At 73.4% G+C, this 21,723-nt stretch carries 21 protein-coding genes; 14 read left to right on the top strand and 7 right to left on the bottom strand.

The annotated features are described in order from the left end of the window. The first annotated feature begins 124 nt into the window (after positions 1–124). Positions 125–385, top strand: coding sequence for a DUF2510 domain-containing protein (locus Q6348_RS07430; RefSeq protein WP_304600666.1), 261 nt, complete (start codon positions 125–127; stop codon positions 383–385). A gap of 9 nt (positions 386–394) precedes the next feature. Here the strand turns inward: Q6348_RS07430 and Q6348_RS07425 are convergent, their stop codons facing one another. Continuing rightward, positions 395–1,378: a transposase gene (locus Q6348_RS07425; RefSeq protein WP_304600665.1), complete on the bottom strand. Its 984-nt coding sequence runs from the start codon at positions 1,376–1,378 to the stop codon at positions 395–397. A 263-nt stretch (positions 1,379–1,641) separates the two neighbouring features. Between Q6348_RS07425 and Q6348_RS07420 the strand changes: the two genes are divergently transcribed. The 5 genes from Q6348_RS07420 to Q6348_RS07400 all read left to right on the top strand — a co-directional run bounded on the left by Q6348_RS07420 (position 1,642) and on the right by Q6348_RS07400 (position 7,817). Continuing rightward, positions 1,642–3,228, top strand: a complete 1,587-nt coding sequence (locus Q6348_RS07420; RefSeq protein WP_304600664.1) for an HNH endonuclease signature motif containing protein — start codon at positions 1,642–1,644, stop codon at positions 3,226–3,228. Between the two features lie 159 nt (positions 3,229–3,387). After that, positions 3,388–4,116 carry a hypothetical protein gene (locus Q6348_RS07415; RefSeq protein WP_304600663.1) on the top strand — a complete coding sequence of 243 codons (729 nt, stop codon included), beginning with the start codon at positions 3,388–3,390 and terminating at the stop codon, positions 4,114–4,116. 212 nt (positions 4,117–4,328) lie between these two features. Continuing rightward, entirely contained in the window at positions 4,329–5,888 is a 1,560-nt protein-coding gene (locus Q6348_RS07410; protein ID WP_304600662.1) for a long-chain-fatty-acid--CoA ligase, read from the top strand. A gap of 80 nt (positions 5,889–5,968) precedes the next feature. After that, positions 5,969–6,901: an AEC family transporter gene (locus tag Q6348_RS07405; RefSeq protein WP_304600661.1), complete on the top strand. Its 933-nt coding sequence runs from the start codon at positions 5,969–5,971 to the stop codon at positions 6,899–6,901. A gap of 124 nt (positions 6,902–7,025) precedes the next feature. Then, a complete protein-coding gene (locus Q6348_RS07400) occupies positions 7,026–7,817 on the top strand; it encodes a biosynthetic peptidoglycan transglycosylase (RefSeq protein ID WP_304600660.1) in 792 nt (263 codons plus the stop codon). Between the two features lie 12 nt (positions 7,818–7,829). Here Q6348_RS07400 and Q6348_RS07395 read toward each other — a convergent pair whose 3' ends face one another. Together Q6348_RS07395 and Q6348_RS07390 are read right to left on the bottom strand one after the other, a co-directional pair. Beyond that, positions 7,830–8,186, bottom strand: coding sequence for a helix-turn-helix domain-containing protein (locus tag Q6348_RS07395; RefSeq protein ID WP_304600659.1), 357 nt, complete (start codon positions 8,184–8,186; stop codon positions 7,830–7,832). After that, entirely contained in the window at positions 8,183–9,253 is a 1,071-nt protein-coding gene (locus Q6348_RS07390; RefSeq protein WP_304600658.1) for a glycosyltransferase, read from the bottom strand. Before Q6348_RS07390 ends, Q6348_RS07395 begins: the two co-directional genes overlap by 4 nt. Positions 9,254–9,490: 237 nt before the next feature. Between Q6348_RS07390 and Q6348_RS07385 the strand changes: the two genes are divergently transcribed. Beyond that, positions 9,491–10,159: a response regulator transcription factor gene (locus Q6348_RS07385; RefSeq protein ID WP_304600657.1), complete on the top strand. Its 669-nt coding sequence runs from the start codon at positions 9,491–9,493 to the stop codon at positions 10,157–10,159. 130 nt (positions 10,160–10,289) lie between these two features. Next, on the top strand, positions 10,290–10,742 hold the full coding sequence (locus Q6348_RS07380; RefSeq protein ID WP_304600656.1) for a PPC domain-containing DNA-binding protein: 453 nt from the start codon (positions 10,290–10,292) through the stop codon (positions 10,740–10,742). A 12-nt stretch (positions 10,743–10,754) separates the two neighbouring features. Here the strand turns inward: Q6348_RS07380 and Q6348_RS07375 are convergent, their stop codons facing one another. Then, a complete protein-coding gene (locus Q6348_RS07375; protein WP_304600655.1) occupies positions 10,755–12,278 on the bottom strand; it encodes a carbohydrate-binding protein in 1,524 nt (507 codons plus the stop codon). Further along, positions 12,275–14,629 carry a glycosyltransferase family 2 protein gene (locus Q6348_RS07370; protein ID WP_304600654.1) on the bottom strand — a complete coding sequence of 785 codons (2,355 nt, stop codon included), beginning with the start codon at positions 14,627–14,629 and terminating at the stop codon, positions 12,275–12,277. Before Q6348_RS07370 ends, Q6348_RS07375 begins: the two co-directional genes overlap by 4 nt. Positions 14,630–14,865: 236 nt before the next feature. On the opposite strand from Q6348_RS07370, the gene Q6348_RS07365 reads away from it, so the two are divergent. The 3 genes from Q6348_RS07365 (at position 14,866) to Q6348_RS07355 (ending at position 18,271) form a co-directional block, all read left to right on the top strand. Then, on the top strand, positions 14,866–15,741 hold the full coding sequence (locus tag Q6348_RS07365) for a damage-control phosphatase ARMT1 family protein (RefSeq protein WP_304600653.1): 876 nt from the start codon (positions 14,866–14,868) through the stop codon (positions 15,739–15,741). Positions 15,742–15,890: 149 nt separating this feature from the next. Next, on the top strand, positions 15,891–17,762 hold the full coding sequence (gene nhaA / locus Q6348_RS07360) for a Na+/H+ antiporter NhaA (protein ID WP_304600652.1): 1,872 nt from the start codon (positions 15,891–15,893) through the stop codon (positions 17,760–17,762). A gap of 143 nt (positions 17,763–17,905) precedes the next feature. After that, a complete protein-coding gene (locus Q6348_RS07355) occupies positions 17,906–18,271 on the top strand; it encodes a VOC family protein (RefSeq protein WP_304600651.1) in 366 nt (121 codons plus the stop codon). A 357-nt stretch (positions 18,272–18,628) separates the two neighbouring features. Here Q6348_RS07355 and Q6348_RS07350 read toward each other — a convergent pair whose 3' ends face one another. After that, positions 18,629–18,934: a hypothetical protein gene (locus Q6348_RS07350; protein ID WP_304600650.1), complete on the bottom strand. Its 306-nt coding sequence runs from the start codon at positions 18,932–18,934 to the stop codon at positions 18,629–18,631. Positions 18,935–19,226: 292 nt separating this feature from the next. Between Q6348_RS07350 and Q6348_RS07345 the strand changes: the two genes are divergently transcribed. Genes Q6348_RS07345 through Q6348_RS07335 form a run of 3 tightly spaced genes read left to right on the top strand, consistent with a single transcriptional unit; the run spans position 19,227 to position 21,110 of the window. Further along, positions 19,227–19,682, top strand: a complete 456-nt coding sequence (locus tag Q6348_RS07345) for a flavodoxin domain-containing protein (protein ID WP_304600649.1) — start codon at positions 19,227–19,229, stop codon at positions 19,680–19,682. Positions 19,683–19,742: 60 nt separating this feature from the next. Continuing rightward, positions 19,743–20,768 (top strand): glycoside hydrolase family 5 protein, encoded by a 1,026-nt coding sequence (locus Q6348_RS07340; RefSeq protein WP_304600648.1) that lies wholly within the window; start codon positions 19,743–19,745, stop codon positions 20,766–20,768. A gap of 39 nt (positions 20,769–20,807) precedes the next feature. Further along, the gene (locus Q6348_RS07335; RefSeq protein WP_304600647.1) at positions 20,808–21,110 is read left to right on the top strand and encodes a DUF1905 domain-containing protein; all 303 of its coding nucleotides are present in this window, start codon (positions 20,808–20,810) and stop codon (positions 21,108–21,110) included. A gap of 3 nt (positions 21,111–21,113) precedes the next feature. Here the strand turns inward: Q6348_RS07335 and Q6348_RS07330 are convergent, their stop codons facing one another. Continuing rightward, a complete protein-coding gene (locus Q6348_RS07330; protein WP_304600646.1) occupies positions 21,114–21,659 on the bottom strand; it encodes a DinB family protein in 546 nt (181 codons plus the stop codon). Positions 21,660–21,723: the final 64 nt, after the last annotated feature.

The raw sequence follows: 21,723 nt of genomic DNA, 5'->3' as shown, positions 1-21,723 counted from the left end.
GAGTATCATCGAACACATGTCGGGTGTCGCATAGCGTGGATACGGAAGGGCGCTATCGCCACCTCCGCGGGGGCGTGGAGGCTCTCTCTATCGGCCCGGCCGCGGGGGTGCCGATAGGGCGCCCATGACTACCTTCGCGCCGGGCTGGTACCCGGACCCGTCAGCCCCTGGTCAGCAGCGGTACTGGAACGGCACCGCTTGGGCCGAGGCGACTGCGCCGCTCGCCGCACCGGCGCCCATACCGAGCCCGCCGAAGCCGGTCTTCGTCTCGGGCCTGACCGAGGGTCAGCGACTGAAGTGGAAGATCATCCTCTGGTGCTCGCTCGGTATGGCGTGGCCCTGGTACTGGTGGAAGGTCCGGATGTCTCGTCGCCGCATCGGCTGACCCTCTCCGTCACACGCGTAGGGAGGCCCTGCCGTGGTCGCTGACGGTGCGTGGGCGGGTGGTGGGTGAGCCACCGGTCTGGGCGGCGTGGGCGCGAATGATGTCGGCCCAGGCTCGTTCATCGGCGTGCCCGTTCATGTCGGCGAGGAACAGACCCAGGAGCGCGTTCGTGCGGGCTTGGTTGGTGAAGTTCATGGCCCTGGGCCCGATGCGCTTGCGGACCTCTTGCAGGACTTGCTCCACGGCGCCGTTGGAGCGCGGCCCGGTGGTGGGCACGCCCGTCTGCCAGGCGATGAGCCTCTGGTGTCGGCGCACCCAGTCGCGGGTGGCCGGGTAGGTGCCCTGTCCGCGGCCGACGTAGGTATCCAGTGCCGCCCGGAAGGTCGCCCAGGTGCCTGCGCTTTGCACGGCTCGCTTGGCGGTGACCTGCAGGGGGTGGGTGGGGTCGTTCCGGACCTCGGGTGGCAGGGTCCCCAGGAGGGCGTGGGTCAGGTGCCACTCGCAGCGGAAGACCTCCGTGCGTGCGGTCGCCTGCCAGGGCAGCAGTGCTCGGGCCAGCGCGGAGGACCCGTCCGTGACTACCCCGCGGGGCGCGCCGTCCAGGGTGTTCAGGAAGTCCCACCAGGTGTCTTGGTTCTCGGTCGGGACCGCGCGTAGCGCCCAAGGCCGTTCTTGCTGCCAGCCCTCATACCCGACCGCGCCGAGCACGGAGAACGCGAGGGTGCCCCCGTTAGCCCGGGAGTGCCGGTAGGACGTGCTGTCCAGCACAACGTGCTCGGGCCAGGCCGTCGGCGCGTAGGCCGCGGCGATCACCGGCCCGAAGACCTCCACCCAGTCCGCCACCAGTTGCCCGTGCCGCTGCGCGCTCTCCAGGACGCGGGACCGCCCGGTGAAGTTGCGCACCTGTTCGCTGGCCGCCCGGTAGGACGCCCCGCCCGCGACCTTGACCAGCGCCCGCGCAACATCACGCGCCGAGAACCAGTACTGCCGCACGCCCGGCTGACCCTCCCAAGGCTCCAACCGGGTCGCGCACTCACCACAGACCGCGGCGTGTTGAACCGCACGCGGCAACGGCTCCGTGAAACGGTGACGGTCACCCGAACGGGGGTAGCACCACCACCGCTGACGCTCGTGACCCGCCGTCCCATACCGACCCGCGCGCACGACCCGAGCCCCCGCGTGCCCCAGCGGGCAAACCGGCACCTCCACCCGCCCAGGCTACCGCCCACATATCCACGCTATGCGACACCAGACACATGTTCGATCCAGGGGGCGCGCGGCCGACGGCCGGTGGGGCGGCGGCCCTCGCGCGACTGGACGAGCTCGTCGCGGCGGCCACCTCGCTCGGGGACGTCGTCGCGGGCTGCGGCGGCTGGTCGGGGGGGCAGCGCAGCGGCGCGCTGCGGCGCCTGGACCGGCTCGCCGGAGCGCTCGCGACGGTGCGGTCCGGGCTGCTCGTCGCCGAGCAGCGCAGCCAGGGGTCGGTCGGCCCCGGCGACCGTGACTTCATCGCGACGCGCGCGAGGATGACGCGCACCGGCCTCGGCGAGGCCCGCCGCGAGGTCCGCCAGGCCGAGACGCTGACGGCACTGCCTGCCGTCGCCGACGCGGTCGGCGATGGGCGCGTCCCCCTCCCCCACCTGGACGCGCTGGCGCGGGTGACCGCCACGGCCGGCGATCGCGCCACCACCGAGCTCGCCCGCCCCGAGACCCAGGCCCGCCTGGTGCGGATGGCGGAGCAGCAGTCGGCTCGGGAGTTCGGCGCGTCGGCCGCGCGGCTCGTCGCGTCCTTCGACCCCGAGACGCTGGAGCGCACGGTGGAGGCCCAGCGCCGCGAGCGGTTCCTCGTGCTCTCCCGCCAGCCCGACGGGACTCACCTCAAGGGACGGCTCGACCACCTCTCGGCCGAGGTGCTGCGGACGGCGATCGCCGCCGCCGGCCAGGCGCCCGACGGTGACCGGACCAAGGCCCAGGCGGATGCGGACGCGCTCGTCGCGGTCGCCGAGCGGGCGATCGCCGGCACCGCCGGGGTCCGCGCGCGGCGCACCTCCCCCGGCGGACAGCTCCTCCCGGACGCCGCGCAGGACGCTGCGGACGCGCGCGTCTCCGGGGTGTCCAACCGGCCCACCGTGTCGGTCCTGGTCCCTGTGGAGACCTTCGCCGAGCTCCGCGCCGCCCAGCAGCGCCGGGAGGCGGGTGACGAAGGCGGGTGGCGCCCCGTCGAACCGGCGGTGCTCGAGGACGGGACGCCGCTGGCGATGTCACAGCTCGCGCGCATGCTGTGCGACAGCGAGGTGGGGCGGATCGTCATGTCGGCCGACGGCGTGCCCCTCGACCTCGGACGCACCGAGCGGCTGTACACCGGGCAGCAGCGCCGCGCCGTCATCGTCAGAGACCGGCAGTGCGCCTGGAACGGGTGCGACGTACCGGCCGCGTACTGCGAGGTGCACCACATCCGATGGTGGGACCGGCACCAAGGGCGGACGTCGGTCGAGAACGGCGTACTTCTGTGCTCGCATCACCACCACGTCGTCCACCAGCTCGACCTGGACATCGTCAGGCTCAGCAGACCTCCGAGCCGGGGTCCGATGCTCGGCGACCCCGCCCGCTACCGATTCGCCACGCGGGGCGGGCGTTGCGTCAGCGCCCCGCCGGGCCGCGCCGCACCACCAGGCGACGCCGCACAGCCTGGCGTGTGCACACCGCCTGGGGGCGGCGGACCGCCGCGCGAGGTCGCCCTCGTGGGCGTGGACGTGCCACCAGGCGACGGGTCACCTGCGGACACGTTGTTCGAGGATCCACCTGCTCACCGTGCGGCTGATCTCGTGCGCGGACGGGCCTGAAGGGCGTGCGCTCGCTCGCCCTGGTCCGAGGCGTGCTCGCGGCGGCGCCGTGCGATCTCCGGGCCGAACGACTCATGCGCGCAGCCGCGCGGCGGCAGGAGCATTCCGGCGTGGGCACGCCTCAGGCGGCCGGGGTGGGACAGACGTCAGGGAGGCGTGATGGGAAGGAAGGCGACCGTGGTCGCCGGGGTTGCCGCGGTGTCGTGGGGTGCGGCGACCTGGAGCGCGGCACACCGGCTCGGGCGCACCTACGGGTCCACACCGAGCGAGCGAGCGACCTCGCTCCCCGGCGACGACATCATCGCGCGGCCCACCGCGGTGACCGATCACGCGATCACCGTGCACGCCGGACCGGAGCAGATCTGGCCCTGGCTCGTGCAGATGGGCTGGGGGCGGGCCGGGTGGTACACGGCCCGATGGGTCGACCGGCTGCTGTTCCCGGCGAACGGGCCGAGTGCGGACCGGATCGTTCCCGAGCTCCAGCACATCGAGGTGGGCACGTTCATCCCGGACGGACCGCCAGAGAGCAAGTGCGGGCTGATCGTCGAGCACCTGGAGAAGGAGCGCGCGCTCGTCCTGCACTCCACCACACACCTGCCCCTGAGCTGGCGCTCGTTCGCCAGCGCGGACTGGTCCTGGGCCTTCGTCCTGACGCCGGCGGCCGACGGGACCACCCGGTTCCACTTCCGGTCCCGATGGGTGACCGCGCCCTGGTGGCTGACGCTCACATCCGACCTCGCCGTCGTGCCCGCGGACTTCGTCATGTCCCGCGACATGCTGCGAGGGGTCAAGGAGCGCGCCGAACGGCAGGCGACAGAGCTTGGCGCGGCCTGGATCGCGGCGGCGGACCAGGCAGAGGGCGCGCGGTTGACGACGTCGCGCCCCTGATCGGGCTGGACTGAGGAGAAGGTCGACCGGGCACGCAGCAGCCCGGCGGCAGGACGGGACGCCGGAGGGCGGGCACCCTCGCGGGGTGGGCGGACGCCGGGGCGCGGGCACCCCTCGCGGAGTGGGCGGACGCCGGGGCGCGGGCACCCCTCGCGGGCGGGGCGGGGGCTGGGTACGTTGATCGCATCCAGCGACGGCGGTGGAGGTCCCCCATGCACGGCAACCTGGCCAACCTGCTCGAATCGAGCGCCGAGCGCTTCCCCGACCGGGACGCCGTGGTCCTCGGTGACAACCGCCTCAGCTACGCACAGCTGAACGCCGCCGCGAACCAGGTCGCCAACCTGCTGGTCTCCCGCGGCGTCCAGCCCGGCGACACCGTGGCGCTGAGCTGCCCGAACCTCCCTTACTTCACCATCGTGTACTTCGGCATCCTCAAGGCCGGCGCGGCCGTGGTGCCGCTCAACGTCCTGCTCAAGGGGCGGGAGGTCGCCTACCACCTCCGCGACTCCGGGGCCACGGCCTACTTCTGCTTCGAGGGCACGCCCGAGCTGCCGATCGGCACCGAGGGGTACGCCGGGTTCGGCCAGGTCGAGGAGTGCCGGCACTTCTTCGTCATCACCGCCGACCCCGCCGCGGCGTCCCCCCTCGAGGGCGCCGAGGCGATGGGGCGAGCCATGGCCTCCCAGCCGCCCACGTTCGACACGGTGGACACCGACGAGGACGACACCGCCGTCGTGCTGTACACCTCGGGCACCACGGGGCAGCCCAAGGGAGCCGAGCTGCGCCACCGGAACATGCTGGACAACGCGATGGCGTGCGGCGGCCTCTTCGACGCCGACGCGCAGCGCCAGGACGTCTACCTGTGCGTCCTGCCGCTGTTCCACTCGTTCGGGCAGACGGTGATCCAGAACACCGCGTGCGCGTTCGGCGGCACCGTCGTGATGCTGCCCCGGTTCGACGCCAAGGCGGCGCTGCAGCTCATGCTGAGCACGCAGGTCACGTTCTTCGCTGGCGTCCCGACCATGTACTGGGGCCTGCTCGGCGCCCTGGACGAAGGCGTGGACGTCTCCGCGATCGCGAAGAACCTGCGGATCGCCGTGTCCGGCGGCGCGGCGCTACCCGTGGAGGTGCACCGCAGCTTCGAGCAGCGATTCGGCATCACGATCCTCGAGGGCTACGGACTGTCCGAGACGTCGCCGGTCGCCAGCTTCAGCAGGCTCGGGCAGCGCCCGAGGGTGGGCTCGATCGGACTGCCGATCGAGGGCGTGCAGATGCAGCTGATCGAGCCCGGCACGTGGACCGAGATCACGGGCGGCCCTGACGCCGTCGGCGAGATCGCGATCAAGGGCCACAACGTCATGAAGGGCTACCTCAACCGGCCCGAGGAGACCGCGGCGGTCATGCACGACGGCTGGTTCCGGACCGGGGACCTCGCCCGGCGGGACGAGGACGGCTGGTACTACATCGTCGACCGGTCCAAGGACATGATCATCCGAGGCGGCTACAACGTGTACCCACGCGAGATCGAAGAGGTGCTGCTCACGCACCCCGCCGTCTCGCTCGCAGCGGTCATCGGCGTCCCGGACGAGCGGCACGGTGAGGAGATCAAGGCCTACGTGATCCTCGCGAAGGGTGCGTCGGCGACCCCCGAGGAGCTCGTGGCCTGGAGCAAGGAGCAGATGGCGGCGTACAAGTACCCGCGCATCGTGCAGATCGTCGACTCGCTGCCCACCACCGCGACCGGGAAGATCCTCAAGCGGAAGCTGTCCTGAGCCACCCGCGGCGAACGGCCCAGAAAGCCCCCCGCGGCTGCCAGTAGCGTGCGCCCGACGACGGGCGACGAGGGGCACAGGTGCTGCAGGCGGCGGGGTCACTGACGGCGATCGCCCTGCTCGTCGCCGTAGGCGTCGTCATGGCCCGGCGGGGGCTGCTGGGCGATCGGGCCGTCGACGGTCTCAAGGCGCTCATCACGCGGCTCACGCTGCCGCTGCTGCTGTTCCGCGCCTTCCTGCAGCTCGCCCCGGACGGTCGGAACGCGGTGCTGGCGCTCGCCGTCTTCGCGGCCTGCGCCGTGATGGGCGTGATCGGGGCGGGCCTGTCGCGAGCCCTGCGCCTGCCACGCCCCGAGACCCGGCTGCTGTTCCAGGGGTTCGAGGCCGGGATGCTCGGCTACGCGCTGTTCGTCGCGCTGCACGGCGATGAGCGGCTGGCGGCGTTCGCCGCGCTGGACATGGGTCAGGTCGTGTTCGTGTTCACGGCCCTGCTCGTGCAGATGAGCGTGCTCGAGCAGCGCCAGGCGAGCGGGAGCGCGATCTCGTTCCCGTGGCGGGACATCGCGCGCTCGGCGGTGCTGTGGGCCATCGCCGCGGGTCTGACGCTCTCCCTCGCCGCGCCCGGGCCGGCCGCCACGCTGTCCGGTCCGGACGGCTTCGCGGCCCCCGTGTTCGACACGATCGGCGGCCTGACCACGCCGCTGGTGTGCCTGGTCATCGGCGCATCGCTGGCCGGTGGTGTGCCCCGCGATCCCGCGATCGTGACCGTGGTGGCCGCGCGGACCCTCGTGGGGCTCGGGCTCGGCCTGGTGTTCGGGCTGCTCGTGGTGCCCGCACTGGGCTTCGACGCGTGGCACACCAAGGCGGCGGTCATGCTCTTCGTCCTCCCCGCACCGTTCGTGATCCCCGTGTACCACCGTCGGCAGGCCGCGTTCGTGGGCAGCGTCCTGACCCTGTCGACGGCGGTCTCCATCGCCCTGATCGCTGCGCTCGCCGTGCTCGGAGTCGCCTGAGGGCGACGAGCCGGAGGCCGCCGCCGTGCAGACGACCGGAAGGTCCTGGGCAGGCAGGCGCTTCGGGGCGGCCTGCAGGCACTCCCCAGGCGGTTTCCAGCGCGGCTCCGTAGTGTCGAACGACGTGAGCCCCACCCACGTCGACCTCGCCGCCCCGCCCGGGGCGGTCGTGCGCCGTCCGGCGATCCGAGGACGCCGCGTCCCGAGCACCCGTCGGCGTCGGCTCCTGGTCGCGGCGGTCGGCGTCCCGGTCGCCATCGCGCTCGCCGTCCTGGCGGCCGTCGGTGCCCTGTGGCCCATGACCCCGGCGGTGGCCGACGCACCGCAACGCGTGCAGGCGATCATGGCCGCGCACGGCGGGACCCGGCTCACGGCGCTCCCGAACCCGGACCGGGTGGGTCAGGCCCTGATCGCCACCGAGGACTCCCGCTTCTGGAGCACACCGGGGGTGGATCCCGTGGCCGTGGGTCGCGTGGCGTGGGCCACCGTGCGTGGCCGCGGTGACGTCGGCGGCGCGGGGCTCGCCCAGCAGCTCGCGAAGAACCTGTATCGGCCGTCCGGACCGGCCGCGTGGCGGGAGGCCCAGCAGGTCGAGCTCGCCTTCAAGCTCGAGCACGCGTACTCACGCGAGACCATCCTGCGGATGTACCTGTCGGCGGTGTACTTCGGGCACGGCTACTGGGGACTGCCCGCTGCCGCCCAGGGGTACTTCGGGGTGGCACCGTCGCAGCTCACCTGGGGGCAGGCCGCCGTGCTCGCCGGGATCGTGCAGGCACCCAGCGCCGACGACCCGCTGAAGCACCCGGACCGCGCGGCGGCCCGCCAGGGGCACGTCCTGCGTCGGCTCGTCGCCACCGGGGTGCTGACCACGGATCAGGCCGCCGCGGCGGCGCGGCGCGGGCTACAGCTGCCGTAGAGCCGGAGGCCGCTAGTCCGCGCTCGGCGACCTGCGAGCGCGCCGCTCCGCATCGGCGACGGCCGAGGCGGCGGCCTCTGCGATCCGGGAGCCGGCATCGGTCGGCCGCACGTGCAGCAGCAGGTCCCCGCTCGACTCGTCGGGCGTGCTGTCGACCAACCCCCGCTTCTCCAGCTCGCGGAGCAGCGGGTCGGTCGGGACGACGGCGACGTCCGGCGCCCGCTCGGCGCCCTGGCAGGCCTCGCCGTCGACGACGGCTGAGAGCGCCAGGTACTCCTGCGGAGTGAGTCCGTACGGCACCAGAGCTGCAGCGACGCCGCGCTGCGTCCGGTCGTGCTCGACCTGCCAGACGGGCTGCCTGTCGGTCATCGTCCCCCCAGTGATGGCGCGGGCGCGTCGGTCGCGGTGTGCCTCCCCTGGCCGAGCACCGCCTCGTAGAGCACCCGGTGCGCGAGGGCCACGAGGCGGCGCTCGTCGAGGCGTGCGGTGGCCGTCGCGCGCTCTGCCTGCCGAGGCTCGATGGCCGCCTGCAGGGCGGAGCCGAGCGCGCCGGGCTCCGGGCCGATCCGCCGGCAGGGGCGCTGCTCGGCCTGGTGCCCCCGGTCGGGGACCAGGATCTCGACCCCGAGGTCGAAGCACGCCTCGACCCAGGTCGAGTGCGCCCGGTGATCCCAGACGAGCAGGGCGTCGAGATCCGACAGCGCCGCAATCTCCTCCGCGACCGTGGAGGGCCGGTGGATGCGGAGGTCGACCTCGCCGCGCGACGCGCGCCGGCGAAGCGCGTCCGCGAAGCTCTCCGCGGAGGGGCCCGATCGGGCCACAGCCACCCCTGCGACGCCCGCCCCGCTCGCGTCCTGCCCCAGCGCGGCCGGTTCCATCGCCTCCTGCCCCAGCACGGCCGGTTCCATCACGTCGGGGTTCGCGTGGACCTGCACCCGCACGCCCGGATGATCCGTCGCGTACCGCACGGCCTCGTCGAGGAGCGCCGTGGGAACGCCCGCCGCGAGGCTCCCGACGTAGAGCCCGAGCACGAAGCCGCCGTGCGCCACCCGGGGCGCGGACAGCAGGGCTTCCGGCACGACGTGCGGGTGCGGCAGCACGTGGGCGGTGCGGCCGTACTCGGCGAGGAGCTGCCGGGCCGCACCGACGGTGAGCGTGATGAGCTCGTCGGCCGCCGGCACCGTCGCGGCGAGCTGGGCCGCGAGCCGGGCCGGGTCGGGGTGGCCCGCGGTAGGCAGGTCGTGCACCGTGAGGACCAGTGGAGCCGCCGCCTCGTCGAGCGCAGCACGCAACGCGGCAGCGTCGCACAGCTCCGCGAGACCGAGGTGCAGGTGTACGACGTCGTACTCGTTGCGGTGCTCGATCAGCCAGCGGGCGACCGGCTCGTGCGGCATGTCCCAGCGGCCCGGCTCGGCGCCGGGGACGGGGACCCGCACGACACCGTCGTCCGGGTCCGTGGCAGGTGGGGCGAGGTGTTCGACATAGGGGTGCGCCGTCGGCAAGGAGGCAACTCGGATCACGTGTGGGTACGCCGCTCATTCACCCCCCGACCCTCCTCCACACGTCGGTGCGCGACCACACCCCTGGGGGTGTGATCGTCTCGTCACGTGCGGTGTCCGCCACCGGCGCCGAGCGGAGTGTTCCCGCCTCTGGCGTCCGGGTACCGTGTCGACGTGACGACGGACACGCCGGTGCTGGTCGCCCTGCGCAACGACTACGAGATCGTGGTCGAGGGCCTGGCGCAGATGCTCGCGCCGTTCTCCGAGCGCGTCGCGCTGGTGGAGCTCGACAGCGGCGCACCCGTGGCCCGGCCGGCCGACGTCGTCCTCTACGACACGTTCGGCCAGCCGCAGGGCGAACACCTCGACATCTCCTCGCTCCAGGTCGGGCCGGCGCGCGCCAAGGTGATCATCTACACGTGGGCGCTGGAGGCCACCCTCGCTGCGACGTGGATCGACCGCGGCGCGGCAGCCTGCCTGTCCAAAGGGCTCCCGGCGCCGGTGCTGGTCGACGCGATCGAGCGGGTCCACGCGGGCGAGCGCCTCGTGCTCCCCGCCCCGGCCGGCGAGAACCCCCGCGGCCGGTGGCCCGGGCGGAGCGAGGGGCTCTCCGAGCGGGAGGCGGAGGTGGTCGCCCTCATCGCCGAGGGCCTGAGCAACGAGGCGATCGCCGGGCGCACCCACCTGTCGATCAACTCGGTGAAGTCCTACATCCGGTCGGCCTACCGGAAGATCGGCGTGGACAGCAGGAGCCAGGCGGTGCTGTGGGGTGTCGACCACGGCCTGCTCGCCAAGCGATCGCGCAGGCCCGGACCCGACGAGGAGCGGTTCGTGCTGCCTTGACGCAGTCACCGGCACGGGTCTCTCACCGGACAGGTGCGGCCACCTGGGCTCGCGCCGGGCGCGGGCGCCGGAGGCCCGACCTGCCGTCTCCGGCGTCTCGGCCTAGCCTCGAGAGCGAAGGAGGCGAACCATGAAGTGGAACGAGGTCCAGACCGAGGGCTCCGGCGGCCGTACGTTCGTGGTGGTGGCCGACCAGGGCGACGAGGCGTTCGCGATGCTCAGCGACTTCGCACGCGAGCAGGGGCTCAGCGGTGCGCAGATCACCGCCGTCGGGGCGTTCACGGACGCGACCGTGGGCTGGTACGACCGCGAGCGCCAGGAGTACCGCCGCAACGAGGTCGACGAACAGTGCGAGGTGCTCTCGCTGGTGGGAGACGTCGCGCTGTCCGACGGCGAGCCGCAGGTGCACGTGCACGCGGTGCTCGGGCTGTCAGACGGCACGGTGCGCGGCGGTCACCTGCTGTCCGGCCACGTGTGGCCGACGCTCGAGGTGATCGTCCGGGAGACCCCCGTTGCGCTGCGCAAGACCAGCCGGCCCGACGTGGGGCTCGCGCTCATCGACCTCGACCGCACCACCACGTGAGGCCGTCGCCGCTCACTGCTGCGGGTAGACCAGCAGCCAGGGTGAACCTCCCTTGACCGGCACGCCGGGCTTCTGCCCCTTCGACCACCACTTCGCCTGGTAAGGCACGTCCCCCACCTGGACGCGGTCCCCGGCGACGTACGCCGTCGCGGGGTCCCACTGCGGGTAGGTCCCGGTCGGCAGCGTGGGCAGCGGTGCCGGCGTGTCGCCCGGCATCACAGGCCCGAGGAGGGTCCACGGGGAGTCCCATGCGGTGGCCGTGGGGGTGTCCGGCGCGACCCCGCTGGTCCAGTACCGCGCCTGGTACACCTTGTGGTGCCAGACGACCTTCGCGCCGCCCGGGTAGGTGCCGTACGGATCCCAGATCGGGTAGGGGCTCGTCGCTGGGTCGTCGGGCGAGGGTGACGGGTCCGGCGTGGGCGCGGCCGTCGCCGTCGCGTCCGATGCCGGCAAGGTGTCCAGGCCCGCCGACAGCGCCCGGGCGAAGCTCTGACCGCGCTGGTCGACGCCGCTGCACGACGTCTGCACGACGGTGAGCACCGTGGGCAGCGGAGGGGCGCAGGTCACGTCGCGGTTCAGTGACCACATCGACACCCGGCCCACCCCCTGAGTCGACGCGAACATGGCCACGGTGTTCGCATCGGCGATCGTGAAGCGCTCGGTCGGGACGTCGCTCTGCCCGATCATCACCGTGACACCCACCCGGTTCCAGGCCTGGGCGGCGGAGAGCCGGCGCCCGGCGGCGTCCCAGGCGGTGGCGACCTGGCGCTGCAGCGCGGTCGCGGCGGTGCGCACCGTGTCGGACAGCGGAGCGGACGCGGACGTCGCGACCCCGAAGTCCATCGTCATCCCGTTGACGCCTGCGAGGTCGACGCCAGCGGACAGCATGGCCCGCACCGCGTGCACGCCCTCGCTGGTCAGGCCGTCCCGCCCGACCGGGAGGGTCAGCCACACCGGCAGCGGCGCACCCGCCGAGGAGGCCGCGTCCTGCACGGCCTTGACCGCTGCGGCCCGGCGCGCCACGCCGGCCGCGTCGCTCAGTGCCGCGCCCTCCACGTCCAGGTCGAGCGACGCGGGCCGATACCGGTCGACGACGGCCTGGTAGGCGGCGTGGAGCCGGCCGGCGTCGGTGCAGGCAGAGGCCAGGCTCGTCCCGGCCTGGCCGCCGAAGGACACCGAGACCTCTCCCCCGGTCGAGCGCAGCTGCGCGATCCGCCGGTCCAGCTCGAGCGTGCTGCCCGCCTCGTCGAGGGTGTAGTAGCCCCCCCAGCTGGGCGTGCAGGGTGCACCCGGGTCGGCCACCACGAACGACAGCACGACGCTGGACTGGGCCGGTCCCTCGGGCGTCTCGAAGGCGAAGCTGGGCGTCGCGGTCACGTCCACGTACGCGTCGAACACCGATCGTCCCGGGACGGCGGCCTGGGCCACCAGGCCGCCGACGGCCCGGGCGCCCACCCACCCCATGCCGGCCACGGCGAGGACCAGGGCGAGCACGCGGACGAGGGAGAGCCGGGTGCGGCTCGTGCGCCGGCTCATCGCTGCCTCGCCCGCGTGTCGCCCCGGCGCGCGGGCGCGAGCTCGGAGACCGCCGTCCGAGGCGCGACGTCATGCGCGTCAGGACCCACGTAGAGCACCGCCTCCCAGTCGGGTTCTGGGCCCGCGCGGTCCACCCGGCTCGAGCCCGGGGGCTCCGCGGGCACCCGCACCCAGTGCACGGCGCCGAGCACCACGTCGACGACGGCGTTGCGCACACCGATGAACGCGACGACGCCGTAGGTGGTCAGGACCCCGTTGAAGGCCGCGAAGGCTGCATGCCACCAGCTCCCCGCCACCCACGCCGTGGCGAGCGTGTAGAAGGAGAAGGCGGCGATCAGCACAGCGGCCAGGACGTAGGTGGCCGGCGCGGCCGTGCGGTCGGCCACCTTGGGCGTGCGGGCGAACGGGATCTTGGACTTCGCGGCCGCCTGCTGCAGGGACTTCAGCGTTCCGCCGAGGTTCACGGCCAGGAGCACCAGGTTGAAGGCGTAGACCCGGAGCACGTCGGTCCGCTTGTACCCGAGCCGGTGGAAGTCCGCGCCCATCGCCAGGAAGTACGGCAGCGCGGCGAGCACGAGGATCGGGCTCAGCAGCGTGGAGTTGAACGGGAAGACCAGGAGGAACACCAGACCCAGGCTCGCCCAGCTGATCGAGGCCATGTAGGTGGTCCGCAGCGCCACCGTCGAGCGACGCAGCCGACGACCCTCCTTGCGAGCCTGGCGCGCATGCCGCCAGAACTTCGGGGCGATCAGCAGTCCGCCGTTCGCCCACCGTGCGCGCTGGACCACGAGAGCCCCGAAGTCCGGCGGCGTCGCGCTGTAGCTGAGGCGCTCGGGGTAGTTGACGAGGCTCCAGCCGTTCGCGACCAGGTCGATGCTCGACTCGGTGTCCTCGATGACGGTCCGGTCCTGGACGTAGCGCCGGACCTCCTGGCCGCGCACGTAGCTGACCTCGACGATGTCCTCCAGCGCGGGCTTGCGGATCACCGCGTTGGCGCCCACCCAGAACGTCGCGTCGAAGTGCGTCAGGCCCTGGTGCACGATGTGCTGCACGTCGGTGGTCGCGCCCGCGATGCGCTCGAGACGCGTCGAGGCGCCGCGGAAGGCGGAGTACGGGGTCTGGATCACGGCGACCCGCTCGTTGCCGGGCAGCTCCATCTGGTGGATCAGCCGCAGGCAGTACTCGCGCAGCAGGATGCTGTCGGCATCGAGGGTGAGCACGTAGTCGCTGTCCGGGACCAGCGTGGCGTCGGGCGACTCCGACGGGCGCAGGACCCGCCCGATCCTGGTCTGAGACTCCAGGACCGTGCGCCCCATGAGGCCGAGGTAGGCGTTGAGGTTCATCGCCTTGTTGGCGTCGTGCGGCAGGTTGACGTAGCGCTTGCGCTCGAACGAGGAGACCTCCGCGCCGAACGTCCACACCAGTCGGCGGGACAGCTGGGCCAGCCGCTCGGCCGGCACCGATGCACCCTCATCCCGCGCGGCGAACAGCGCCCGGGACGTCACCTCGAGATCGCCTGCGAGCGCACCCAGCACCTGGTCGGCCAGGAAGTCGTCCACATGGCTGTCGCGCGGCTGCTCGGCGGCGAGGTCCCGCAGCCACCGGGCCGCCCAGGCGTAGTCGATGGCGAGCGACCGCAGGCTGTCCGGGTCGGAGGGCCCGCCCTGCACCGCGGCCGCCTCGTAGGTGACCAGCGACCCGGAGAACCGCTCGTAGGGCTCCGCGAGCAGGTCCATGATCTCCCGCGGCAGGTCGCGACAACCCGCCAGGGACGCCGCGGCCTCGGGGTCGGAAGGCTCCGGCGGGTCGTCGAGCAGCAGCACGATGCGCAGTCCCGGGTACTCCTGCAGCGCGGTGGACAGCAGCGTGGTGCGCACCACGTCCGGCTCCTCCGCGTAGGAGGGGACCAGCACGGTCAGGGAGGGTCGGGTGGCGCCGAAGTGCGCGTCGATCTCCGCACGGGGCACTCGGACGTGGTCCCGGGAGCGGTACAGCGCGCCCTGCCGCGCGACGAGGTACATCACCGAGGAGAACAGCAGCAGGGTCATGACCAGGACGTAGGCCGCCGTCTCAGCGATGAACCGTGCGTCACGCACGCCGTGGTCGATGAACTGCGCGGCCACGGTGGCGCCCAGGTACGTCGCCCAGGCCGCGACCGTCGCGGCGATCGCCAGACCGCCGAGCCAGGTGGCACGGGGTGCCGCGGGTGGTTCGGCCGCGGGCAGCGGCGGCCGGGGGCGCTCGGCGCCCCACTGACGGCGTCGGCGCCGCGGTGCGGCGTCCGGTGCGGGGCGCCCCGCCGGTCGCGGTGTGTGCGCCTGCCCGGCGGGTGCGTGCTCCCGGACCGCCACGTGTACCTCCTCCGACGCGGTCGGCGGCACGTCGACCGGGCGCTCCTGGGGGTGGAGCGTGGTGTGCCGTTCGGCAGGCCGAGGTCGGGGGTGGCCCGCGCGTCGCGACCATGGTCCCAGTCGGGGTCGTCGACTCCCTGGTATTTGCCCCAATTTCACCCATCCGAACCACGGCCCGGACACGCGGGACCTCCGCCCCGCGACCACCCCGTACCCGGGTTGAGACGATGGACCCCGTGCGAACCCACCTCGACTGCTATCCCTGCTTCGTGCGTCAGGCCGTGGACGCCGCCCGCTTCGCAGGCGTGGACGCCACCGCCCAGAAGCACGCCGTGCGCACCGCCATGGAGGTGCTCGGCACCGTGGACGCCGAGCTGGATCCGCCACGCGTCGCCGGCAGGTTGTACCGCGCACTGCGGGACGAGCTCGGCCAGGCCGACCCGTACGCCCAGGTCAAGGAGGCGAGCACGAAGGCAGCGCTCGAGCTGTACCCGTGGCTCTCGGAGCGGGTCGCTGCCTCGGACGACCCGCTCGAGGCGGCGGTACGCGTGGCCATCGCCGGCTCCGTCATCGACGCGGGCCCCGCCGACACCGCGCCGACGGCCGCCGACCTGTGGGCGCACACCCAGCGGGTGCTGTCGGCACCCCTGGCCGTCGACGACCTGGACGCGCTGCGGGCCGAGCTGGCGCGGGCGCCATGGGTCCTCTACCTCGCGGACAACGCCGGCGAGACGGTCTTCGACCGGGTGCTCATCGAGACGCTCCGGCTGCCGGTGACCTATGCGGTCAAGTCCGGTCCGACGCTCAACGACGCCACCCGCGCCGACGCGCTGGCCGCCGGGCTGGGCTCGCGCGCGCGCATCGTGGATGTGGGGTGCGCCGTTCCGGGCCTCGACCTGGGCCGCTGCTCAGCGGAGTTCCGGCGCGCGTTCGCCACCGCCCCTGTCGTGCTCGCCAAGGGCCAGGCGAACTACGAGTCGCTCAGCGAGGCCGGCCACCGGGTGTTCAGCCTGCTCCAGGTGACGTGCCCGGTGATCGCCGGGGACCTCGGCGCGCCGGTCGACGGCGTCGTGATCCGGCGAGCGAGCACCGCGGTGCTCGCGGAGGTCTGACGCTCCCCAAGGTCCGCTGACGCGGCCATCCCCGTGTCCACGGCGGCCGCCCTCCGGCCGACACCTCTATCCACGGTCGGCCCCGGGGCAATAACGTGCTGCCCAGCCCACCGGCGGAGGTCCGTGATGAGCAGCAAAGCGGTTCCGCGGTGACGAGGCTGCCCCTGGTCGGGCCCGAGTCCTCCAGCCCGCGTCGGCCCCTGTCCGGCCAGCTCTCGGCCCCCATGCGCCGGTTCCTGGGCACCGAGGCCGGCGGCGCGGCCCTCGCCCTCGCAGGCGTGCTCGTCGCGGTGGCCTGGGCCAACTCACCCTGGGCGGACGCCTATCGCGGCGCGCTCGACACCCGCATCGCGCTGAGCGTCGGGGGCACCGCGTGGGGCATGAGCGTGCACGACTGGGTCAACGACGGGCTCATGACGCTGTTCTTCTTCGTCGTCGGGCTGGAGGTGCGGCGCGAGCTCGCGCTGGGTGAGCTCACCGATCGCAGGCGCGTCGTGGTGCCCATGGTGGCCGCGCTGTGCGGGGCCGCGGTGCCCGCGCTGCTGTTCCTCGCCGTCGTCGGACGCGGGGCCGCCGGGCCAGGGTGGGGTGCCGTGGTCGGCACGGACACCGCGTTCGTGCTGGGGGCGCTCGCCGTGGTCGGTCCCCGCGCGTCGACCCAGCTGCGCCTGTTCCTGCTCACCATGAGCGTGGTCGACGACATCGTCGCCGTGAGCGTCATCGGCGTGGCGTACACGGGGCGCGTCGACCTGCGCGCGGTCGCGGCCGCACTCGCGTGCCTGGTGGTGCTGGGCGCACTCGCCCGCGCGGGGGTGTGGCAGGGCACGCCCTACCTCGTCGTGCTGACCGGACTGTGGGCGGCGACCGTGGCGTCCGGGCTGCATCCGTCGATCGCCGGCATGCTCGCCGGGCTCCTGGTCGCAGCGGCAGCACCCGGCCGGGACGCGGTCGAGGGTGCGGCGCGCCTCGTGCGGGCCTTCCGGCAGTCTCCGATGGCCAGCGTGGGACGGTCCGCGCGACGCGGGTTGGTGCGGGCCGTCCCCGTCAACGACCGGCTCCAGGAGCTGCTGCACCCCTGGACGGCGTACCTGGTGGTCCCGGTGTTCGCGCTCGCGAACGCGGGCGTCGTGCTGCGCGGCGGAGCGTGGGGGGACGCGCTGCGCTCACCGCTGACCTGGGGGGTCGTGCTGGCCTTGGTCGTGGGCAAGCTGGTCGGGGTGGGCGGCGGCACCTGGCTCGCCGTGCGGACCGGACTCGGCCGGCTGCCGCGGGGGGTGGGCCCCGGCAGCCTCGCGGGTGGGGCCGCCCTGTCCGGCATCGGGTTCACGATCTCGCTGCTGGTGGTAGGCCTCGCGTTCGACGACGCTCGCCTGCGGGACGAGGCCGCGATCGGCGTGCTTGCCGCGGGCGTGCTCGCGACGGCGCTCGGCGCCCTCGTGTTCCGGCTGGCGGCGGCGCTGCTCGGTGAGCGCAGCGCGGACCTGCCCAGCACCCTCGCGGTCCCGGTCGACCCCGCGCGCGACCACATCCGCGGGCCCGCCGACGCCCCCGTGACGCTCGTGGAGTACCTGGACTTCGAGTGCCCGTTCTGCGCGAAGGCCACCGGAGTCGCCAAGGAGCTACGCCTGCACTTCGGGGACGAGCTGCGCCACGTGGTGCGGCACCTCCCCCTGCCGGACGTGCACCCGCACGCGGAGCTCGCCGCGATGGCGGCCGAGGCGGCGGGACGGCAGGGCCGGTTCTGGCCGATGCACGACCTGCTGTTCGCCCACCAGGACCGGCTCGAGCGGGAGAACCTGGTGGGCTACGCGGGCGAGCTCGGTCTGGACGTGGACGCCTTCGTGGCGGACCTGACCGACCCGGGCCTGGCCGCGCACGTGCGCGCGGACGTCGAGGGCGCAGAGGCGAGCGGCGCGCGCGGGACGCCCACGTTCTTCGTCGGCGGGCACCGGCACGAGGGACCGCACGACGCGACGTCGCTCGTGGCGGCGCTGACCCGGGCGGGTGCGGGAACGCCCTGAGGGGTACGGCTCGGACGGCCCACCCGACGGCCGCACCGCTGCAGCGGATCCCATACGGCGAAGGGACCTGTCGGCATGTCACCGGTGCGTCCTACTGTCGCGGCATCGGCCGCCGCCGGCGGCCCGGAGCGACGGAGCACACCATGGCTCACGGCGACATCACGCACACCGAGATCCCGGTCACCGACTTCGCGGCGGCCTCGACGTTCTACGGCGGTCTGTTCGGCTGGGACGTGCAGGAAGCACCCGGCTTCGAGGGCTACCCGATGTGGCGGGCGCCCAACGGCATCAGCGGAGGCGGGCTCGTGCGGCGCACCGAGGACTTCAGCAGCCCTCGGGGCTACGTCGAGGTCGACTCCATCGAGGAGGCGCTCGTCCGGGTGGTCGAGCTCGGGGGGCGGGTCGGTCATCCTCGCCAGCCGATCGACGATGCGAGCGCCTGGGCGACGATCATCGATCCGGACGGCAACGAGATCGGGCTGTACGAGGTCTCCGGGCCCGCGGCCTGAGAGTCCGGCGGCCGGACGCGGGACCTGCCGCGGGCGCGCGTCCGCGACGAGCCGCTCCGGCCGTGCGCCGACCGCGGCCCGGATGCCGTGAGCGTCCGCGACATCGCCCGGGCCGCCGACGTCTCCCCCGGCACTGGTGCTCAAGCACCCCGGGTCCAAGGAGGGTCTGCGCGACGCCTGCGTCGTCACGTCGTCCGACACGCTGCTGGGGCGGGTCACCCACGCGCCGGCCGACTCGAGCGCGCCGGAGAGCCTTCGGGACCGTCCCGTCGGGACAGGCCGTCGCGACAGCGCCATCCGTACAGCGCCGTCGCGGCAGCGCCGTCGCGGCCGCGCGCTCACACCCGCGGACCGCCGTCAGTCGTCGGCCATCCGGCCCTTGACGAGCGCCACGACCTTGCCGACGTTCACGGTCCAGCCCACGCCGAAGACCTGCGGTCCGAGGTAGTGGGCACCCTCGGGGTTCCACCACCGCTCCTTCGCGCGCGCCAGGGTCGGGACCCGGAACTCGTAGGGCACGAAACCCGCGATCGTGCCGTGCCAGGTCCGCTCGTCCGGTGGCGTGCGGAGCTCCTTGACCACGGCGGCCACGGCCAGCCCGATCGTCACGAGCCGTAGCAACCCCGGCCGCTTCCCCTTGCCCTTGACCTGCTTCGATCCCATCTCGACCTCCCGTCGTCGCGACACCATCCTGACCCGAGGAAGCCTCGCGCACGAGCCGTTTGCCCGCGCGAGCGGTCTCGCAGGTGCTTCGACCTGGTCACCGCGCACTACTCCGCGCTGCGGCACGCCGCCGACGGCGCACCGGTCCGCGGTCTGACCGGGTCCGTCGCTCCCGGCGGGACGCTGGCTACGAGTGCGCCGGCTGCGTTGAGGGCCGGGACGAAGGCCCCACACCTTCCGTCCCGGATCGTCGCAGTCTGTCCACGGCGCAGGGTGGAGGTCGGAGGTGGCGATGCGGACCGCACTGGTGGTGCACGCGTCCCGGCACGGGTCCACCCGCGAGCTCGCGGAGGCGGTCGGCCGAGCGCTCGCGGACGCCGGGCTCACCGTCGACGTGCGGGACGCCGCCGACCGGCGCGATCTGGACTCGCCCGACCTGGTGGTCGTCGGCGGTGCGCTGTACCGCGGACGGTGGCACGCCCGGGCGCGGCGGTTCCTCACCCGGCACCGCCGCGAGCTCACCGAGCGGCGGGTGGCGGTCTTCGGCTCCGGACCCAGGCGCGACACACCCGAGGCCTGGGGGTCGTCCCGAGCGCAGCTGGACCGCGCGCTCGCCCGGAGCTCGTGGCTGACGCCGTACGCGGTGACGGTGTTCGGAGGCGCCGACCCCGCCTCGGGCAAGCAGCGCCGGGACGTGCGGGACTGGGAAGCGGTGCGCGCCTGGGCTGCCAGACTCGTCACGCCCTGAGGCTCGGCGCGGGACGTAGGACCCGCGCCGAGGTCCGGTTCCTCGGGTGCCATGGGCTCCATGCGCCGCATCCTGGCGGGCCTCGGCATCGGCGCCGGGGCCCTGCTCCTCGTCGTCGTCGTGCTCGCGGTGCTGGGCGTCGGTGGGCGCTTGACGCTGGCAGTGGAGCACACCGACGCGTTCACCTCGACCGTCGAGCTTCCCGCGCCGGACGTGCAGGGAGCGCGGCTGGTCGCCGGTGACGCCGGTCTCGTGCTGCGAGGGGTGATGATCCGCGACCCGTACGTGCTCGAGCAGGACGGCGAGCTCGGGCCGGACCTGTTCGCCGACATCGCCGCGACCGGTGCGAACGTCGTGCGGATCCCGGTGCACCCGCAGTGGTGGCGCGAGGACGACGAGTACCTGTGGCGCTACCTCGAACCGGCCGTGCGCTGGGCCGGGGACGCGGGGCTGTACGCCATCGTGGACTGGCACTCGATCGGCAACGTGCGCACCGGGACGGCCCCGCACGACCCGGAGCTCTACTCGCACACCTGGGACCTGACGGTGGACTTCTGGACCACCGTGGCGCGGTTCTTCGCGCCCGCGCCGCACGTGCTGTTCGAGGTGTTCAACGAACCGCAGGGGATCAACGCCGTGGACTGGCACGACGCCGCCGACGAGCTCGTCGCGACGATCCGCGCCACCGGCGCGACCCAGCCGGTCGTGATCGGTGGCGTCGACGACGCCCGGGACCTGTCCTGGGTGACGGACACGCCGGTCGACGACGGCGACGTGGTCTATGCGACGCACATCTACCCCGGCCACGCGCGCTCGGGCTGGGACCGGTGGTTCGGCGACGTCTCCGCGGACCACCCGGTGCTGGTCACGGAGTGGGGGTTCACCGACCTCGACTCGGCGCAGGGCGACAGCTACCTCGTGGGCAGCCCGCAGGGTTACGGTACCGAGCTCGCGGACTACACGTCGGCGCGCGGCATCGGGTGGGTGGCCTGCTGGTGGGACGACGACTGGCGTCCGGCGATGCTCGGTCCCGACGGCCCCACGCAGTGGGGGCGGTTCGCGCTCGGGCTGCTGTCCCTGGGCTGATCGCGACGGGCGTCGGGGCGCGACGCTAGCGTCGGGCGGGTGGACTACGAGTTCGAGGCCGTGCTGTACGAGTGGGAGGCGCGGCGCGCCGACTCGTGGGTGTTCGTCAACCTGCCCGAGCAGCTCGCCGACGAGGTCCTGGACGCCGGTGCGCACGTCACCCGAGGCTTCGGGTCGCTGCGCGTCGAGGTGCGGATCGGTACCACCGTGTGGCGCACGTCGATCTTTCCGTCGCAGGGCGCCGGGACGTTCGTGCTACCGCTCAAGAAGGCCGTGCGCCGCGCGCAGGGCCTGACGGTCGGTGACACGGCGACGGTGCACCTGCGGTTGGTGGATGCCTGAGGGCTACTCCCCCGTCTCGCCGTCGAACGCCTCGCGCAGCAGGTCGGCGTGCCCGTTGTGCCGGGCGTACTCCTCGATCATGTGCACGACGATCCAGCGCAGGCTCGGCGCATGCCCATCATCGAACACGCACGACGAGAGCCGGTCCATGCCGCCCTGCTCCAGGGCCCGCTCGGTCAGGTCCCGCGAGCGCAGCACGGCGGCCTGCCACAGGCCGCGCAGCTGCTCGGGGCTGTCCTGCGCGGCCGAGTGCCACTCCCAGTCCGGGTCGACCCGCCAGTCCACGTCGTCCCACGCGGCAGCGGGCGCGTTGTCGTGCAGGATCTGCGAGAACCACCAGTCCTCGACCCACGCCAGGTGCTTGAGCAGGCCACCAAGGGTCATCGTGGTGGGGTGCAGCGTCGCGGACAGACCGTCGTGGTCCAGGTTCCGGGTCTTCCACTCGAGCGTGGCCCGCTGGTAGTCGAGGAACCCGAGGAGCGTGGCCTCCTCGTCGCCGGTCGTGGGTGGCTCGTTCCTGCCGTGCTCGTCGACCAGCGATGCATCCATGCCGGGAAAGGTAGCGGTCAACGTCGGCAGCACGGTGGGCACCTCGGACGCACACCGTGCAGTC

Origin of the sequence: Actinotalea lenta, from assembly GCF_030586465.1 — a bacterium.
Classification (GTDB): Bacteria; Actinomycetota; Actinomycetes; order Actinomycetales; family Cellulomonadaceae; genus Actinotalea; species Actinotalea lenta.
This window is presented reverse-complemented; position numbering and strand designations above follow the sequence as displayed.

What these genes read in the sequence shown, in the direction of transcription:
- Q6348_RS07430 (WP_304600666.1), top strand. Translation starts at nt 125, where the DNA reads ATGACTACCTTCGCGCCGGGCTGGTACCCGGACCCGTCAGCCCCTGGT.
- Q6348_RS07420 (WP_304600664.1), top strand. Translation starts at nt 1,642, where the DNA reads ATGTTCGATCCAGGGGGCGCGCGGCCGACGGCCGGTGGGGCGGCGGCC.
- Q6348_RS07415 (WP_304600663.1), top strand. Translation starts at nt 3,388, where the DNA reads ATGGGAAGGAAGGCGACCGTGGTCGCCGGGGTTGCCGCGGTGTCGTGG.
- Q6348_RS07410 (WP_304600662.1), top strand. Translation starts at nt 4,329, where the DNA reads ATGCACGGCAACCTGGCCAACCTGCTCGAATCGAGCGCCGAGCGCTTC.
- Q6348_RS07395 (WP_304600659.1), bottom strand. Translation starts at nt 8,186, where the DNA reads ATGACCGACAGGCAGCCCGTCTGGCAGGTCGAGCACGACCGGACGCAG.
- Q6348_RS07380 (WP_304600656.1), top strand. Translation starts at nt 10,290, where the DNA reads ATGAAGTGGAACGAGGTCCAGACCGAGGGCTCCGGCGGCCGTACGTTC.
- Q6348_RS07375 (WP_304600655.1), bottom strand. Translation starts at nt 12,278, where the DNA reads ATGAGCCGGCGCACGAGCCGCACCCGGCTCTCCCTCGTCCGCGTGCTC.
- Q6348_RS07355 (WP_304600651.1), top strand. Translation starts at nt 17,906, where the DNA reads ATGGCTCACGGCGACATCACGCACACCGAGATCCCGGTCACCGACTTC.
- Q6348_RS07350 (WP_304600650.1), bottom strand. Translation starts at nt 18,934, where the DNA reads ATGGGATCGAAGCAGGTCAAGGGCAAGGGGAAGCGGCCGGGGTTGCTA.
- Q6348_RS07345 (WP_304600649.1), top strand. Translation starts at nt 19,227, where the DNA reads ATGCGGACCGCACTGGTGGTGCACGCGTCCCGGCACGGGTCCACCCGC.
- Q6348_RS07340 (WP_304600648.1), top strand. Translation starts at nt 19,743, where the DNA reads ATGCGCCGCATCCTGGCGGGCCTCGGCATCGGCGCCGGGGCCCTGCTC.
- Q6348_RS07330 (WP_304600646.1), bottom strand. Translation starts at nt 21,659, where the DNA reads ATGGATGCATCGCTGGTCGACGAGCACGGCAGGAACGAGCCACCCACG.